General features: G+C 45.7%; 8 protein-coding genes. 4 read left to right on the top strand and 4 right to left on the bottom strand.

The window, feature by feature from the left end; translation table 11 throughout:
- Positions 1 to 22: 22 nt before the first annotated feature.
- Positions 23 to 3,313: a SusC/RagA family TonB-linked outer membrane protein gene (locus tag AB9N12_RS07475; RefSeq protein ID WP_369891047.1), complete on the bottom strand. Its 3,291-nt coding sequence runs from the start codon at positions 3,311 to 3,313 to the stop codon at positions 23 to 25.
- A 266-nt stretch (positions 3,314 to 3,579) separates the two neighbouring features.
- Between AB9N12_RS07475 and AB9N12_RS07470 the strand changes: the two genes are divergently transcribed.
- The 4 genes from AB9N12_RS07470 (at position 3,580) to lpdA (ending at position 12,550) form a co-directional block, all read left to right on the top strand.
- Entirely contained in the window at positions 3,580 to 5,013 is a 1,434-nt protein-coding gene (locus AB9N12_RS07470; RefSeq protein WP_369891045.1) for a sialate O-acetylesterase, read from the top strand.
- An 8-nt stretch (positions 5,014 to 5,021) separates the two neighbouring features.
- Positions 5,022 to 9,050, top strand: a complete 4,029-nt coding sequence (locus AB9N12_RS07465) for a two-component regulator propeller domain-containing protein (RefSeq protein WP_369891042.1) — start codon at positions 5,022 to 5,024, stop codon at positions 9,048 to 9,050.
- Positions 9,051 to 9,982: 932 nt separating this feature from the next.
- The gene (locus AB9N12_RS07460; protein WP_369891040.1) at positions 9,983 to 11,005 is read left to right on the top strand and encodes a hypothetical protein; all 1,023 of its coding nucleotides are present in this window, start codon (positions 9,983 to 9,985) and stop codon (positions 11,003 to 11,005) included.
- A 201-nt stretch (positions 11,006 to 11,206) separates the two neighbouring features.
- Positions 11,207 to 12,550: a dihydrolipoyl dehydrogenase gene (lpdA, locus tag AB9N12_RS07455; RefSeq protein WP_369891038.1), complete on the top strand. Its 1,344-nt coding sequence runs from the start codon at positions 11,207 to 11,209 to the stop codon at positions 12,548 to 12,550.
- A gap of 305 nt (positions 12,551 to 12,855) precedes the next feature.
- Here the strand turns inward: lpdA and AB9N12_RS07450 are convergent, their stop codons facing one another.
- The 3 genes from AB9N12_RS07450 to AB9N12_RS07440 are packed head-to-tail and all read right to left on the bottom strand — an operon-like array spanning position 12,856 to position 17,040.
- Entirely contained in the window at positions 12,856 to 14,523 is a 1,668-nt protein-coding gene (locus tag AB9N12_RS07450) for a PKD-like family lipoprotein (protein WP_369891036.1), read from the bottom strand.
- 36 nt (positions 14,524 to 14,559) lie between these two features.
- Positions 14,560 to 15,381 carry a DUF4843 domain-containing protein gene (locus AB9N12_RS07445; RefSeq protein WP_369891035.1) on the bottom strand — a complete coding sequence of 274 codons (822 nt, stop codon included), beginning with the start codon at positions 15,379 to 15,381 and terminating at the stop codon, positions 14,560 to 14,562.
- 15 nt (positions 15,382 to 15,396) lie between these two features.
- On the bottom strand, positions 15,397 to 17,040 hold the full coding sequence (locus AB9N12_RS07440; RefSeq protein ID WP_369891033.1) for a RagB/SusD family nutrient uptake outer membrane protein: 1,644 nt from the start codon (positions 17,038 to 17,040) through the stop codon (positions 15,397 to 15,399).
- Positions 17,041 to 17,046 lie beyond the last annotated feature (6 nt).

The following is a 17,046-nucleotide window of genomic DNA, read 5'->3' as shown; positions in this document are numbered from 1 at the left end:
CTGTTTTTTTAGTTCTATATCATTAAAAGGTAATCTGTCCGCCAAAAGAGATCTGACGCATCAACGGATAACCGATGGCAGTTCCTATCTCCGGATCCAATCCCGGATAGCCGGTAATTGTCAGGATATTGTCCATCGACACGAAAGCACGAAGCTTGCTAACAAAGAACTTACCGGAAATCCGTTGTGGCAACGTATAGCCGATCTGGATATTCTTCAGCTTGAAATAGTCGCCCTTATATTCGTTCCAGTTGCTCTGGATTCTATTATTATAGGTAGTACCATAGGTCAGACGGGGATATTTGCCCGACTGGTTAGTGCGCGGATCGTCCGGGTTGGAAGGATCGAAGAAGTAATGGTTATCGGCGATATGTTCGATAATGCCATATCCGTGGCTGACCAGTGTCGAGTTATAGTAATCCGTATTCCAGTTGAGGTAATGTCCGAAAGCTCCCGACCATAACATGGAGAAATCAATGTTCTTGTAAGAGAAAGCACAGTTGAAGCCCAGATTGAATTTCGGTACATTGGTATGACCGGAGAAATCCCGGTCGTTGGTATCACCGTAGTTCATATCCCCATTGCTGTCGGCATAGAGAATGTCGCCATACCAAAGCTGGTCTTTGGCAATCATCTTCATTCCTCCGAATGAATAACCGGAGTCAATCATCGCTTGTACCCATATCATATCTTCCTTCGTGCGTATCATTCCGTCCTTCGGTCCTGCATGGATATCCACCGCACCTCCGGTATAGCCTTCGCCGGAACCTCTGTACACCTGATACATATAAGTTTCACCCAGCTGGCAACCTTCGCAGATATATCCTCCGAAACCGGATTTGGACGCATCACTGGATTCGGACACATCGCTGAAGTTATTGACATAGCCGACTTTATTTCCCTGCTCATCATACGTCCAATATTTCTGGAGTTCGCCTTTAAATTTCATCACCTTATTGGCGTTGAAAGAGAAGTTCATGCCTACCCGGTATTCAAAATCTTTTCCGATACGGTCGTTCCAGTTCAGGGTAAATTCAACACCGCGGTTGCGCACTTCACCCAAGTTTTCGGGAGCAGAGCCTATGACACCCATCGAAAGATAGAGCTCGGGATGATAGAGAATGTCCGAAGTATATTTATTATAATAGTCTATTTCACCCGTCAGGCGGTTGTTGAAGAAGCCGAAATCAAGTCCGATGTCGGTAGTGGTGGTACTCTCCCAGTGCAGTTTATCGTTACTTAGTTTTTTACGTACCAGTCCTTTGGTCCCTTCACCGTTGATGACGACATTGCCTGTGGCATAGTTTGCCTGCCAGTCGTAGTTGCCCGTAGAGTTGTTACCGGTCTTTCCCCAGGAAACACGCAGTTTCAGGTTGGAGAGATAGTCCGATGCTCCTTGCATGAATGATTCTTCCGAGATACGCCATCCACCGGAGAACGAAGGAAAATATCCCCAGCGCTGGTTCACTCCGAAACGAGAAGAGGCATCGGCACGGAGGTTGGCTTCTAAAAGATAACGTCCTTTATATCCGTAATTGACGCGGCCGAAATAAGAGAGCAGTCCCCATTTGGCGGGTGCCGAGCTGGAAGAGCTGACAAGCGTCTCATAGGTGCTTAGTTCGTTCAGCGTCCAGTCCGTAGCGCCTTTACGGGAAACGGCAAAGTTCTTGCTGTAATATTCCTGTGCGGAATATCCGAGCAGTGCACCCAGATCGTGGTCTTTCTTAATGGTCGTATGATAGCGTATCAGTATTTCAGCACTCTGACGCCAGGTGCGTGCGCTCGTATTGGTGATGGAAGCGTTTTCCAATGCACTTTCACTGACACGCTGGTCGGTCACGTAGTCCCAATAACCATTTTGGCGACTATAAGAAGACTTGTCGGTGAATGTCGGTGAATAATTGAATGTACCTTCAATGTTGAGACCTTTATAGGGAGTGATAATTCCGTAGACTGAAGCGTTGAGACGCCATACGGTATTGAAACCGGTAGCTCCCGCCATCTGACCGAAGATATTATTGGCATTGGAAGATTCTTCACTGGCCAGTGCGGCACGTCCCCAATAGTTCGGCTCACCGGGATATACACCCGGAGTGGTCTGATAGAGATACTTGAATCCGTTGCTGATATTAGCCATCCCATAATCCTGCTTTTGCCCGTAAAGGCGGGTGCCGACGGTTATCCATTTCACAATCTTGGCTTCCAGGTTGGTACGGAAATTGATTTTCTGCGTACTTGAATCGAGGTTCCAGCGGTTCATGACTCCCTGATTGTCGAGATAACCCAATGAAAGCATGTATTTCACTTTCTCCGAACTGCCCGCTACAGATAGGTTGTGCTCTTGCGAATATCCGGTATCAAATACTTCATCGAACCAGTCGGTATTGGGATAGGCCACGTAATTGGGTACTCCGTACTCGTTCAATCCGTTCGGATCGGCAGAAGCCGCCCTCCAACGGTCGATACTTTCCTGTGAGAAGATGCCTTTGGTGTTCACATTGTCGCAAGCCTCGTTCACCAGTTCCATATAACGAGCATAATCGCTAACGAAAGAGAGTTTATTGTAAGGCATCTGCACGACTCCCGAATAAGAATAGGAGATTTGCGGTTTACCTTTTCCGTTTTTGGTGGTGATAAGGATCACTCCGTTGGCGGCGCGCGTACCATAAATAGCTGTGGAGGCAGCGTCTTTCAGTACGGAGATGCTTTCGATGTCGTTGGGGTTCACATTGTCCATGCTCCACTCGATACCGTCCACCAGAACCAATGGCGAGTTGGTATTGAACGTACCGTTACCACGTACGCGGATAGTGGCACCGTCCGAGCCGGGTTGTCCCGAAGCCTGCGTGACGTTCATGCCGGCGGCAAGTCCCGAAAGGGCAGAAGAAACACTCATGATGGGTCGGCCTTCCGTCTGGTCGGCAAAGTTGATGGAAGTCACGGAGCCGGTCAGGTTCACTTTCTTCTGTACCCCGTAGCCCACTACCACTACTTCATCCAACACTTTCGTTTCCACTTTCATCTGTACATCGAGTTTCGTACGTCCGTTCAGGGGAAGCGTGGTGGACTGATAACCAATGTAACTGAAAGAAACGGAAGGTTTGGCAGAAGTTGTTTTTAAGGTGTAATGTCCGTTCAAGTCTGTCAAGACACCGTTCGTTGTACCTACCTCGACGACGGAAACACCTGTCAGGGTCTCTCCATTCTCATCGATCACTACTCCACTTACTGTGACAGATGTCTGTGCCCACACCACATCTGTCAGTAAAAAGAGCGAAGCCCATAAAAATAATAAGTAATGCTTCTTTTTCATTTGATTAGATTTAATGAAACAATTAGGTTTTAAATACTCACAGTGCAAAGAAATGGGATATTTAACCAATCTAATAATACTGCTTAGGCGATTGATGCCACTAATTAAGAAAATGCGGTCGAGAATGGAAAGGAAAGACAAGCTTTTAAGATTTCGACTAGCTTTTATCAGAAAATGATTAGATCATTTTATTCCATATTAAAAAATAGGTTGTATTTTTGCCTGATACCTGATATCTATTCGTCGAATATCTAATAAAAACCAGTATGAAAAAGATTTTTCTACTTCTTATTTTATCACTTTTATTCCTGCCGATTACGCAAGGCAAAGTAAAACTCCCTGCAATGATGGGAAATCACATGGTACTTCAACAGAACAGCTCCGTTAAGTTATGGGGGTGGGCAGACGGCAAAAAAGTAACTGTCACCACTTCATGGAACAATCGTACTTATCAGACATCTACAGATAAAGACGGGGCCTGGCTGGTGAAAGTAGACACTCCTGAAGGAGGTAACACTCCTTATTCCATTACTATCAGTGACGGAACTCCGGTCACTCTTTCGGATATACTGATAGGGGAGGTGTGGATCTGCTCCGGACAGTCGAACATGGAAATGCGCATGATGGGAAATGCGGCGCAACCCGTTGACAACTCGCTTGAAACACTGCTAAACTCGGGAAATTATCGCGACCGCATCCGTTTTATTACCGTACCAAGAACCAACGACACAGAACGCCGCACGGATTTCGAGAAAAGAAAATGGGAAGTATCGTCACCCGAAACAAGTATTGATTGCAGTGCCGCCGCCTATTTTTTTGCCAGACAACTGACTGAAAGTCTTCATCTCCCGATAGGACTGGTTATCAACAGTTGGGGAGGTTCGGCAATCGAAGCATGGATGGATGAACCGACATTGAAAACCGTTGAAGGTGTGAACATGGAAGCTGCCAAAAATCCTAAAAAAGGGGTACACCAGCGTTTGGAATGTCTGTACAACTCGATGTTATGGCCTGTTAAGAACTTTACGGCACGTGGTTTCCTTTGGTATCAGGGAGAATCGAACATATCCAACTATCCATTCTATGCTCCGATGATGACTGCTATGGTACAGCTATGGAGAAATGTATGGGAAGCTCCCGATATGCCTTTCTATTATGTACAGATTGCTCCTTACAAATATGAAAACAGCAGCGATACGGGTGCCGCTTTATTGCGTGAAGCACAGATGGAAGCATTGAAAACAATTCCCAATTCGGGCATGGTGCCCACTACGGATATTGGTGATGAGTACTGTATCCACCCGCCACAAAAGGATGTCGTGGGACTTCGACTGGCTACACTTGCCCTGACCCAGACTTACGGTGTGCGCAGGCTGCCGTCTACCGGTCCGATGATGACCAAAGTGGATTATTCCGGCAACAAGGCAACAGTGACATTCAATAACGCTCCTGCCGGATTGTTCCCCACTTTCTCCGAACTAGAGGGGTTCGAGATAGCGGGAGCCGACAAGAAATTCTATCCGGCGAAGGCAAAGATTGTAGGACGCACCAACACGGTAGAAGTGTGGAGTGAAGAGGTAGTCCGGCCGGTTGCCGTGCGCTATGCTTTTCGTAATTATGTGGGAAATATCACTTTGCGGAATACTTTCGGATTGAGTGCTTTCCCGTTCCGCACAGATACATGGGATGACGTGAAGTAAAGATAATTATGAAACGATCCATCTTATCCGTATGTATATTGCTGGCATCGGTTTCTCTGGTCTTCGCCAATATCTACAAGAGATATGACGTTAGATCTGGGTTGTCGGGTAATTGTGTCCGAAGCATCCTTCAGGATAGCATCGGATATATGTGGTTTGCAACACAGGACGGGTTGAATCGTTTCAACGGTATTGAATTTACCAACTACAGACATTCGTCAGAAAACGGTGGAAACAGCTATATGAATATAGTAACGATCTGTCGTCATCAGGATAACAATCAGATTTGGGTGGCCAGTACGGAGAAACTATATTTATTCGACTCATGGGAGGAGAAGTTCTCCGTATTCGATAAACAGACGGAAGACGGGGTGACAGTCAACAATGTTTTCGGAATGGCTTATGACAATGACGGGCAGTTATGGATCGGAACAGGCAACGGATTGTTTGTCTACAACGAAAAGAAAGGTACGTTGAGGCAGTATCTACATTCTCTTTCCGATCCTTATTCATTACCCAATAACCATATATGGGTTGTATACAACGACTCGTTCGGAACAATCTGGATAGGCACACGGAATGGTCTGGCGAAATACAACCAGCGCACGGACAACTTCACAAGATATATATCCGAGGAGACCTCTTTCGGACGTCCCGCCTGTAACGAGATTATCTCTTTGATGGAAAGTTCGCAGGGAGTATTATGGGCAGGTACATGGTATGGAGGACTGGCACGTTTCAATAAAGAGACAGGGCAATTCCGCTATTATTTCGGAGAAGGGGACACGCTTACCATCCCGCGCATCCGCACCTTGTTTCAACGGACCGCCAATTCTTTCTATCTCGGCTCCGATGACGGACTTTACACATTCAACACCGCCACAGGAGAGTGTCTGCCGACTGACGATGAACAAAGCAAAGAAAGCATCTATGCCTGTTATCAGGACAGGGAAGGGGGAATCTGGATCGGGACGTATTTCAGTGGAGTGAGTTACCTGTCTCCCAAGCATAAGGATATCGAGTGGTATTATCCCAATGGTACGGAAAATTCTCTTTCGGGAAATGTAATCAGCCAATTCTGCGAAGACCCCGACGGCAACATTTGGATTGCTACCGAAGACGGAGGACTGAATCTCTTTGATCCCCGCACGAAGAAGTTTAAAAACCATCTGTTGAGAAGCAGTAACCCTAATATCGGTTATCACAATATCCATGCACTGCTCTACAATGAAGGAAAATTGTGGATTGGCAGTTTCTCCCGGGGGTTATATATTCTGGATATTCAAACAAAAGAAATGAAAAACTATCGCCATAACCCCGCAAACCCACATTCAATTCCTAACGATCATATCTACTCCATCTATCAAACAAAGGATGGTAACATTTATCTGGGCACGCTTTTCGGATTCTGTCAGTATGACCCCCAAAGTGATTCTTTCCGGACATTGGAACCTTTAAGCCATGTCTTTATCTACGATATGATTGAAGACGCATACGGAGATTTGTGGCTGGCAAGTAAAATGGAGGGTATCTGGCGTTACAACCGTCAAACCGGTAAGTTTTATAACTATCGCAACGACCCGACGAATCCTGATTCTCCCTGTAGCAACTGGATCATCCGTGTGTATATCGATCATAAACAGCATCTGTGGTTCTGTACCGAAGGTGGTGGTATCTGCCGGTATCACTATCAGGAGGACCGTTTTGAAAACTTCTCTACCAAAGAGAATCTGCCGAACAATATTATCTATGGTATACTGGACGATCAATCAGGTAACTATTGGCTTTCTTCCAACAGGGGACTGATCCGGTATGAACCGCAGAACAAACGGGCGCAGATCTACACCATCGAGGATGGATTGCAAAGCAACCAGTTTAATTTCCGTTCTTCCCTACAAGCCAGTGACGGGAAATTCTATTTCGGTGGGGTGAACGGGTTCAACAGTTTCTATCCGTTCAAATTATCCATCAATAAGGTAAAACCTACGGCATCTATCTCGGCGGTATATATGCACAGCCCCGACGACAAAGTAAGCCTTAGCAAGCGTATACCTGCCCTTAGCGGACAGGTAACGATTCCTTATCAGGTGGTGTCATTCGACATCGCATTTGAAAGCCTTAGTTATGTGGCTCCCAGCAAAAATTTATATGCCTACAAATTGGATGGCATTCACAAAGAATGGATATATACGAATAAGCATAACGTATCTTTTCTTAATCTGCCTCCGGGTGAATATACTTTCCGTGTGAAAGCGAGCAACAACGATGAATATTGGAGCAATGACGACTGTTGCCTGCATATTAGAATTCTTCCTCCACCCTGGAAGACTATTTATGCCAAGATTCTCTATTTACTAATTGCGTGTGGTCTCGCATATTTCCTGATAAAGCTTTACTTGCGTAAACAGCAGGCTGTGAAAGTAAGAAAGATGAAAGAGATGGAACAAATCAAGAATCAGGAGTTGTTCCAATCGAAAATAACATTCTTCACTCAAGTGGCGCATGAAATCAAGACTCCGGTAAGCCTCATCAAAGCTCCACTGGAAGCTATTTTGGAAACACACGAATGGAACAGTGACGTAGAAAACAACCTGTCTGTGATACGGAAGAACACCAACCGGCTGATGGAACTTATCAAACAATTGCTCGACTTCCGCAAAGTGGACAAGGAAGGTTACACGCTTTCATTCAATGAGGTAGATATCAACCGGATGATAGAGGACATCATCGACCATTTCCGTGCCATCTCCCTGACCGGAATCTCTTTCAGTGTCTCTCTGCCGAAAGAACATCTGCAATATAATGTAGACCAGGAGGCACTGACTAAAATAGTCAGTAACCTGCTGACGAATGCCATGAAATATGCCCGTACCCGCATTATGGTAATTATAGACGAACATTTGTCTACCGAAGGACGCACGCTCTCCCTGTGTGTACGTGACGATGGTCCGGGTATTCCACAAGAAGAGGGCAGCAAGGTTTTCGAACCGTTTTACCAGATGGGGAACGCCAATAATAACGGATCGGGAGTAGGAATAGGATTGAGTCTCGTCAAATTGTTGGTGGAGAAGCATAAAGGAAAGGTTTATATCAATCCCCACTATACGGAAGGATGCGAAGTATGTGTGGAAATTCCATATTTAGAGAAAAGCATCTCTGTCAGCCCTTCCATCACCTCTATGCCCGACAAGGCTCCCGCTTTGGAAGAAGAGGGAGAACCCACCGGTTACTCTCTCCTGATAGCGGAAGACACGACGGATATGCTGGAGTTTCTGGCTAAGAATCTGGGGAATACCTATACCATCCATACAGCCACCAATGGCAAGGAGGCGTTGGAATGTCTGGAGACAACGACCGTAGATCTTATTATCAGCGACATCGTCATGCCTCACATGGACGGATTTGAATTACTAAAGTCCATCCGTTCCGACAACATGCTTTGCCATATCCCGTTTATCCTGCTTTCGGCACTCGACAGCATCGATTCGAAAATTGCAGGTCTTGACTATGGTGCGGACGCTTATATAGAAAAGCCTTTCTCTCTAAGTCACATGAAAGCCACCATCAATAATCTGCTGGAAAACCGACGCATGCTGTTCAACCACTTTACAACCGTTCCGAATATGTCATACGACCAGACATTAATGAACAAAACAGACGTGAAATGGCTGAACACGATTAATGAAATCATTACCCGGAATTTCACCAATGAAGAATTTACCATCGACAAAATGGCAGAAGAAATGGCAATCAGCCGTTCCAACTTACAGCGCAAATTGAAAGGACTGACCGGAATGCCACCCAATGACTATATCCGGTTGATACGTCTCAAGACTGCCGGAGAACTTCTGCGTAAAGGAGAATACCGGATCAATGAAGTCTGTTACATCGTGGGATTTAATAATCCTTCGTATTTCGCCCATTGCTTTCAGAAGCAGTTCGGAATATTGCCGAGAGATTATGTGAAAGGTGGGGGTATAACTCATGGAGATGGGTCATCCTTATCCTCCAGTGTAAGGAAGGATACCTTGCGGTAGGGTTGGTCGACGAGTATTTGCGTTCCAGGTTCCGCTTTGGGATCCCGAATGAATTAAATTTCCAGCTATCTGCATTGAAACCTGTTCAAACTCTCCTATTGAATTTTCATGCTATAATTCGCTTTCAGCGGTTTCAGCTTTATCCGCAAACGCCTTGTCAGAAGGAGATAGCGGCTGAAACCGGAAAATATAGACCCTTGCAGGAAGGTACTGTAGGCAAGGGGGAGTGCTTTCAGGGCTTTCAGCTTTTTTTCAAGTTTGCCGGTAGAACTATTTATTCAGCGTGGTGGGTATATATACTCAACATGCCGGTTCTGTATGTCCATTACGTCGGATAAATAGATTCACCACGTGGGTTGGAACAAACCAACATGTGGGCTGAATCAAATAGAGCCTGTATTCGGATCAAACAGAGGCTCTTTTACAATGAAATAGAGGCTTCGTTTGGTTATAATAGAGCCTCTGTTGCAATGAAATGCAGGCTTCGTTTGATGATGACAGATCCTCTGGTTGAAAGTAAAGCTGAAGTTATACACTTTTGCTTTCAGGAGTGCCTTCAGGAAAAAACATCGATGAAAAGGGGCTTTTTTGAAGAACTGAAGGCTGAAGGCGGTTTTTCTATGATAATAGTTCGTGGGAGAATTGAGTAACTCAAGCACATGATTCGGTTTGTTCCGGTACAGGTCGAAGAAAATCATATACGTATAATTTTACTCCTTACCGCATAAGAATGAACACATTAAATTTATCATTTAGTTCGGCGTGTATATGGAGCAACAAGACTGATACTTCTTTAATTCTGGAATATGGGGAGTCAATAGATTTAACTTAGAATGCCATAAATTCTTCCTGATAGGAGAATTTAACCCTTCCATCCTCTCATTAATCAAATAAAAGAAGTATATTTGCTTCATTATTAAACTGTAAGCAATATGACCATCATCGCCAATCCCATTTACGACGCCGTCTTCAAATTCTTGATGGAAGATAAGAAAGTCGCCAAGATATTACTTTCCGCATTGCTCAAAAAGGATATCATAGACCTTGAAATGCGTCGGCACGAGTATACTTCCATGGAACATACGCGCATCTCACTCTTTCGTATAGACTTTTCTGCAAAGATTCGTGAGAATGACGGTTCGGAACATCTTGTCCTCATCGAACTGCAAAAGACCTGGCTCATCACTGAAACCTTACGCTTCCGCCAGTATCTGGGCACTCAGTATCTCAACAAGGAGAATATCATCGAAGAAAAGAACGAGCATGGGCAAAGGCGTACGTATGGGTTGCCCATCATCTCTATCTACATTTTGGGGCATCCCTTGGGTGACCTTACCGAACCGGTGGTTTACGTACGCCGCCGCTATCTGGATTATGATGACAATCCTCTTCCTTCTCCCGACCCCTTCATCGAGAGCCTGACCCATGACAGCATCATCGTACAGATTCCTTTCCTCACCGGACGAACCCGTAACCGCCTCGAACGTCTACTGAGTGTATTCGATCAGGAATACCGTCAGGCTGATAGCGAACACTATCTGGAAATTAACGATGAGCATCTTGATGATGAGGTGAAGTGTGTTGTCCACCGCCTGCTGAAGGCTGCTGCCGCACCCAACGTGCGTCGTGCCATGGAGATAGAAGACGAGATTCTTTCTGAAATAGAGGACAGGGATACAACAATTATGATGAAGAATAAGGAAATTGAACAGAAAGAGCAGGTGATTGAGCAGAAAGAGCAGGAAATTGAGCAGAAAGAGCAGGTGATTGAGCAGAATAAGCAGGTGATTGAGCAGAAAGAACAAGTGATTGAGCAGAAAGAACAGGTGATTGAGCAGAATAAGCAGGTGATTCGTTCAATGGTTAAGATGCTCTGTAACAATGGAACATCGATTGAAGAGATATCCAAACAATTGTCAATACCAGTGGAGCAAATCAAAAAATACATTGATTAATATATTATTCTCCTCCGATAAAGATACAAACGTTATAAAAGTAGCGGTAAGCTACTCTTATTCATCAACTCCTTCGGCATTTACCTGTCTTATCGATGTTATTTACTTTCTCTCTAAAGGAAAAGGAAATTTTTTATTCTGTCGGTGTAAAACTCGTGGATTTTCCGTAAGTTTGCCAAAGACTTAAAACAAAGAATTACTATGAAATATCAGGTGATTGTTATCGGTGGCGGTCCTGCGGGATATACAGCTGCCGAAGCTGCCGGTAAAGCCGGTTTGAGCGTATTGCTTATCGAGAAGAATAGTTTGGGTGGGGTTTGTTTGAATGAAGGATGCATTCCCACAAAGACGTTGTTGTATTCGGCGAAGACTTATGACAGCGCAAAGCATGCGTTGAAGTATGCGGTTCATGTACCGGAAGTTTCTTTCGATTTGGCAAAGATAATAGCTCGTAAGAGTAAGGTGGTGCGTAAATTGGTGCTGGGAGTGAAAGCGAAGTTGACCGCCGGCAATGTTACGGTTGTATCGGGAGAAGCACAGATTATCGATAAAAATACGGTTCGTTGCGGTGAGGAGATTTACGAAGGAGAGAATCTGATTTTGTGTACAGGTTCGGAAACCTTTATTCCTCCCATTCCGGGAATAGACACGGTAAATTACTGGACACACAGGGAGGCGTTGGAGAATAAAAAACTGCCTGCTTCTTTGGTGATTGTCGGCGGCGGAGTGATTGGAATGGAATTTGCATCGTTCTTCAATAGCCTGGGAGTGCAGGTGACGGTAATTGAGATGATGGATGAAATTCTGGGTGGAATGGATAAGGAGCTTTCCGCTTTGCTGCGTGCGGATTATACGAATCGAGGCGTTGAATTCTTGCTTAGCACGAAAGTGGTCGGCTTGTCGCAAACGGAAGAAGGTGTCGTTGTTTCTTATGAAAATGCAGAAGGAAGTGGAAGTGTGGCAGCGGAGCAGTTGCTGATGAGTGTCGGTCGTCGTCCTGTGACGAAAGGTTTCGGACTTGAAAACTTGAATTTGGAGAAGACGGAGCGTGGTGCCATCAAAGTGAATGAGAAGATGCGGACTTCTGTGCCCGGCGTCTATGTCTGTGGTGATTTGACAGGTTTCTCCTTGTTGGCCCATACAGCCATCCGCGAAGCCGAGGTTGCCGTACAGACTATTCTCGGAAAAGAAGATGCCATGAGTTATCGTGCCATTCCGGGCGTTGTCTATACCAATCCGGAGATTGCGGGAGTGGGCGAAACGGAAGAGTCGGCTTCTGCCAAAGGTATTACTTATCAAGTGAGGAAGCTTCCGATGGCTTACTCCGGTCGTTTTGTGGCAGAGAATGAAGGCGTGAACGGTGTCTGCAAAGTGTTGGTGGATGAGCGGGAGCGGGTGATTGGAGCTCATGTGTTGGGTAATCCCGCTTCGGAGATTATCACTCTTGCAGGAACTGCCATTGAACTGGGATTGACAGCCACACAATGGAAGAAAATCGTCTTCCCGCATCCTACGGTGGGTGAGATATTCCGTGAAGTGCTGTAGTCGGTTGTCTTAAAACCCGCTAGCAAGAAGGATATCCTAAAAAGGACAAAAAAAGGAGGGTGTGTCAAAATTCCCTTTTTGAAGAAATGACCCCTGCTATAGCTATCTGTGGCAGGGGTAAATCTTTATATTCAGGCATTATGACACACCCTCCTTTTAAGATTAGCGAGGCTGTCTAACAAGTCCTATTTTAACGATTTCACCCCTGCCAGAATATACTTTGGCAGGGGTGACTTCTAATTACTGAGATCTGTTAGACAGCCTCTTTTAGAGTACTCATTTTTATTTTGAGAATATCCCTCTGCTTATTGAGGTTCCTTATAGCGTACATCTTTTATCTTTGCATAACCACCGTATTTCCAGATACGTTCTGCTCCATCCTCATCTACGTCTTTCTTCAGAGTCACTGTCATACCGCTGTTACTGTCATCCACCGTGTAGAAACTGAGTGTTCCACCATTATTGTCGGTGGCAGCGTTATTATATGAGCCGACAATCAGTTCTTTCTCTCGTTCTTTGTAGATGGCTTTCATCTCACTACCCCTTGAGCTAAATCCATCTATGCCCGGCGGATAGTCGAAACGGTTGAATTTAAGCATCGTCACCTCCTCGTTCGCATCAAGCGTGATGATTTCTTTGGTTTCTTCGGTGGCGTAGTTGTAAGCATATACCTTGTTGCGATAGCCGTAATAAATCACCGGATAGAGATTTGCCGCAAAACAAGTTGCTTTGTCGAAATTTGGTGCTTGGATGTTCTCACAACATCTTTCTTGTGTAAACTCCTTAGTAGAGACATTGATGCAATACAAATGGCGTTTGGTTCCGTCCTGCATGATGCAATAGGTCATACCGTTTGAAGTGGGCACATTGAGCATGCATACTAACTGCATACCACCTGTGTTGAAGTTGAACAGCTTGTTCGCAGGGTCTTCGAGTGGTCTACATACTTGTTTGTTTGCTTCGCTGTCTCCCACCCAGCCGATAAAGCGGCAATTGTCGATGTCGTATAGTAGGGCGACAGCAACAGTTTGTCCGGTAGGACGTAGTGGGCTGCTTCCGACAAACGGAGCCACATGGAATTCTGCATTACCACCGCGTACAGAGGTGTTGATGAGAGATTCGAAACCTGTGTATTGCATAGAAGTATTCCACGCATATGCGTTTCCTTTGTCTGATATGCAGATGGCTGCATCTGGACGTCGAGCGGTGCCTGTACCTACTACAGATGAAAGATAAACGATAGGATCGGAAACTGCACTTAGGAAGTGCGCGTTGGTCAGTTTGTGAAGATCTTGAATTGTTATAAATTCGTTTCTTCCCTTCTCATCGGATGTTTTGATGGTATAAGCATCCGTTTGGGATAGAAGAGCGATAACATTTCCGTCCCAATTACTGTTGAAATACCCCAGTTGGGTAGCGTGATACATTTCGGGAACATCTTCCCCTTTTAGAGCAATATCGTGCGTGGGAATGACGCGTCCCGCCGAGATCTGTGAGAGCATATCCAGGCGTACACGTTCCTCTTCGCCTTCGTTGCAGAGCACCATCCATCCTTCGGATGTGATGGTTTGCGAGCTGACGTAGAATAGTTGCAAAGTCTGCACTCCCGTTCGTTTATCTGTTACAATGTAACGGCAGATATGTGAGCCTGACGCGAAATTCATCAGCATGTGGAGGTCTTTCTCTCCGCAGATGTTTTTCCAGTTACCTTCCGAATCTTTTTTCTGGTAGAGAAATTCGAAGTTGGGGTTGTCTCCGGTGATCTCTCCTTCTATGTTGGAAGTGATGATGGGTTTCAGGTCGAGATAGTCGACCCCCGACAGATACTCTTTCTGTTCGGGAATGCCTTCTATCGTGATGAGGGTCTTCTCTTGATAGGTATAGTTTCCCTTGTCATCGGAACAGGCAAGCAGCATCGGCAATAGGCACAGACATGCTGCGATGTTTCGGGCTATGTATTGTAATTTATTCATTTTCTCTATGATTTTTATGGTTGTCATACGTCAGTTTTAATAATTCACGCGGTAGGCGGGCGGCAGTTGCATAGGACGTGGGTTGCCTTCCTCATCCACTCCATCGTAAACGGGTTCACCGGCATCGGCTCGTCTTTGCAGTTCTTTCTGTAGTTCGCGCGCGTAAAAAGGCATTTTTCCGGCAGACATTGTGCCGCTTCCCCAAAAGTCCCAATCATTCTTACTGAATCCGAAGAAACTGTCGATGAACGAATGGCGGACACGGGACCAGTCACCGAAATAGGCTTGCACCTGGCTCCAGCTATTGGGACGTGTATAGACTTCACTGATAACGAATGTATAACGGCTTCCATCGAGGTTTCCGGCAGTGGTATTGTCCCATACGTTGCTCGATTTATATGTTTGCAACACATGGAAGTGTTCGTTTTCTTCGAGCCGCAATACCAAAGTATCCGGCTTTTCCAGAATACTTTCCGTGCGGAAGAAACGTACACCGACCTCTCCTTTATTGGTTCCTGCCTTAATTTTCAGCGTATCCAGATCGATTTCGTACCCTTCTGGCGCCATGGTCGTTTCCTCTTCGTCTACTACGACCCGTATGGAGCGATCGTAATCTTTCACTTCGCCCAGCAGTTGCACTGTGCCTCGAAAAACTACGTCTTGAAAACTCAGCGGATAGCTCATGAAGGAGAAAGAGGTAGTTGTTGAGTATCCCTCCGCTCCATTGGCACCGGAGAAAGAGTGGGTCTGGAAATAGATCTTGCTTTCATCCATTTCGTATGCGTCTATTTTTTCCTGCTGACAGGAAACGAAAAGGGCAGATAGCCCCATCGCTGCTAATATCCATTTATTTTTCATGATTCTTTCGTTGTTTTAACGGTTATCCAATTCATTTTTAGGCAATGGCAATACGAATCTCTTCTCTTTTTCTTCATCGGTGGCATCGTCTTTATAGCTGTATTCTGCCGGGATGACCCAACCGGGGAATATCTCTACTTCCGGGGCAGTCATCACTTTCATTTCCTGCCTTCCATTGTAATCGTTGTCGAATCCTTTGTTCAGACGTTTGAAGTAGAAGAATATTTGTCCTTCGCCGATAAACTCGCGTATGTATTCTTTGGTGATGAGATCGGTCAGTTGGCTTTCATTTCCTGATTTGGCAGGTATTCCTCTATCTGCGCGTATCGTATTGAGATAATTCCATGCCGCGGTAAGGTTGTATTCCGGTGACGTGCTGTTTCCCATTGCTTCGGCAGCGATGTAATACGCTTCGCTCAATTTGATAAGTGAGCAGAACGTTGCATAGAACTTCTGCTTTCTCAGTGCGGCGGTTCCATCGATGTCTTCGGTATCGTCTTTTTGTTGATTATCTGTGATCTCTTTGAATTTGGTGAATCTGTCGGATGGAGTTCCGTCCAATGTCGTTCCATTATCCCATTGCGACTGGCAGCGGTAGTCTTGTGTCTCACCGTTGAATAAGAGTGCCTTCACGTAGTTGGGGCGCGGAATCAACAGTCGCTTGCCGGTGTCTTCTCCTCCGAAGGTATAATTATAAATCAGCTTGCGGTCGGCGTTGTAAAAGCCGAACAGTGATTCGGTAGAAAACATGCGGTCCGGATCGGATGAGTTACCCAGCAGGGTACCCGGATTTACTTTCGGGAAGAAAGTCCTTACTTTCGGGTCGTCTGTCAGCTTCTTGGCTTCTGTGAGGGCATTGGTGTAGTCTCCTTTCCAAAGATAGGCGCGTGCGGTCAGCAATACGGTGGCGTAATAGTTCAACCGCAACTGCCTGTAGCGCATGGAGTTGTCCATGGTAATTTCGTCATATACGGCTCTCGGTCCTTCGGTGATTACGGGATCCGAGTCGAGCAACAGTTTTTCCGCTTCGGTGAGATCGCGCAGGATGTAGTTGCTGAGTACATCCTCGGCTGTCAGGATGGGCAGAATCTCTGTTTTCGTACTTTGGTTGTAGGGGACGCCTCTTTCTTCGGGATGTTTGCTATAGATGGGACCAAACAGACGCAGCATGTCGAAATGAAGCATGGCACGCGCTGCCAGCATCTCGCCTTTGAGCATTTTGTACTCTGTTTGCGGAAGCGTATGTTGCTCGGCGGCATCCTTCTCGAGGTTTTCCAGGATAACGTTGATGTTCATAATCGTTTGGTATGCTTCCCCCCAGGTAGAGCCGAGAGTGGCGATGACCGTCTCGTCGGAATAATTCCATTCGGTCAATGCCCGTAGGTATTTATAGTAGCTCTCTTCGGATGCCTGCTCGACGGTGTAGCGTTGTCCCAGCAGGTCGATCATGCTGTAAGAAAGAGTGGAGCCGTAAAGCGAACTTCCGCTCATCCGGTTATAGATGCCGTTCACGGCAGCTTGGAAGCCTTCTTTGGTGGCAAACTGTTGCAGTTCGCTTTGTTTGTCTTTCGGTTGTTCGTCCAACCAGTCGGTGCAGCTGCTGGTCATTCCTGCCGACAACAGAACCAAAAGTAATGAAATGTATTGTTTCAGTTTCATAGTAGT

Origin of the sequence: Bacteroides sp. AN502(2024) (assembly GCF_041227145.1) — a bacterium.
Classification (GTDB): Bacteria; Bacteroidota; Bacteroidia; order Bacteroidales; family Bacteroidaceae; genus Bacteroides.
Note: the sequence above shows the minus strand (reverse complement) of the source record. Positions and strands in the feature narration are given on the sequence as shown.

Coding starts and splice junctions, on each gene's coding strand:
- AB9N12_RS07475 (WP_369891047.1), bottom strand. CDS start 3,313: ATGAAAAAGAAGCATTACTTATTATTTTTATGGGCTTCGCTCTTTTTA.
- AB9N12_RS07470 (WP_369891045.1), top strand. CDS start 3,580: ATGAAAAAGATTTTTCTACTTCTTATTTTATCACTTTTATTCCTGCCG.
- AB9N12_RS07440 (WP_369891033.1), bottom strand. CDS start 17,040: ATGAAACTGAAACAATACATTTCATTACTTTTGGTTCTGTTGTCGGCA.
- AB9N12_RS07465 (WP_369891042.1), top strand. CDS start 5,022: ATGAAACGATCCATCTTATCCGTATGTATATTGCTGGCATCGGTTTCT.
- lpdA (WP_369891038.1), top strand. CDS start 11,207: ATGAAATATCAGGTGATTGTTATCGGTGGCGGTCCTGCGGGATATACA.
- AB9N12_RS07445 (WP_369891035.1), bottom strand. CDS start 15,381: ATGAAAAATAAATGGATATTAGCAGCGATGGGGCTATCTGCCCTTTTC.
- AB9N12_RS07450 (WP_369891036.1), bottom strand. CDS start 14,523: ATGAATAAATTACAATACATAGCCCGAAACATCGCAGCATGTCTGTGC.
- AB9N12_RS07460 (WP_369891040.1), top strand. CDS start 9,983: ATGACCATCATCGCCAATCCCATTTACGACGCCGTCTTCAAATTCTTG.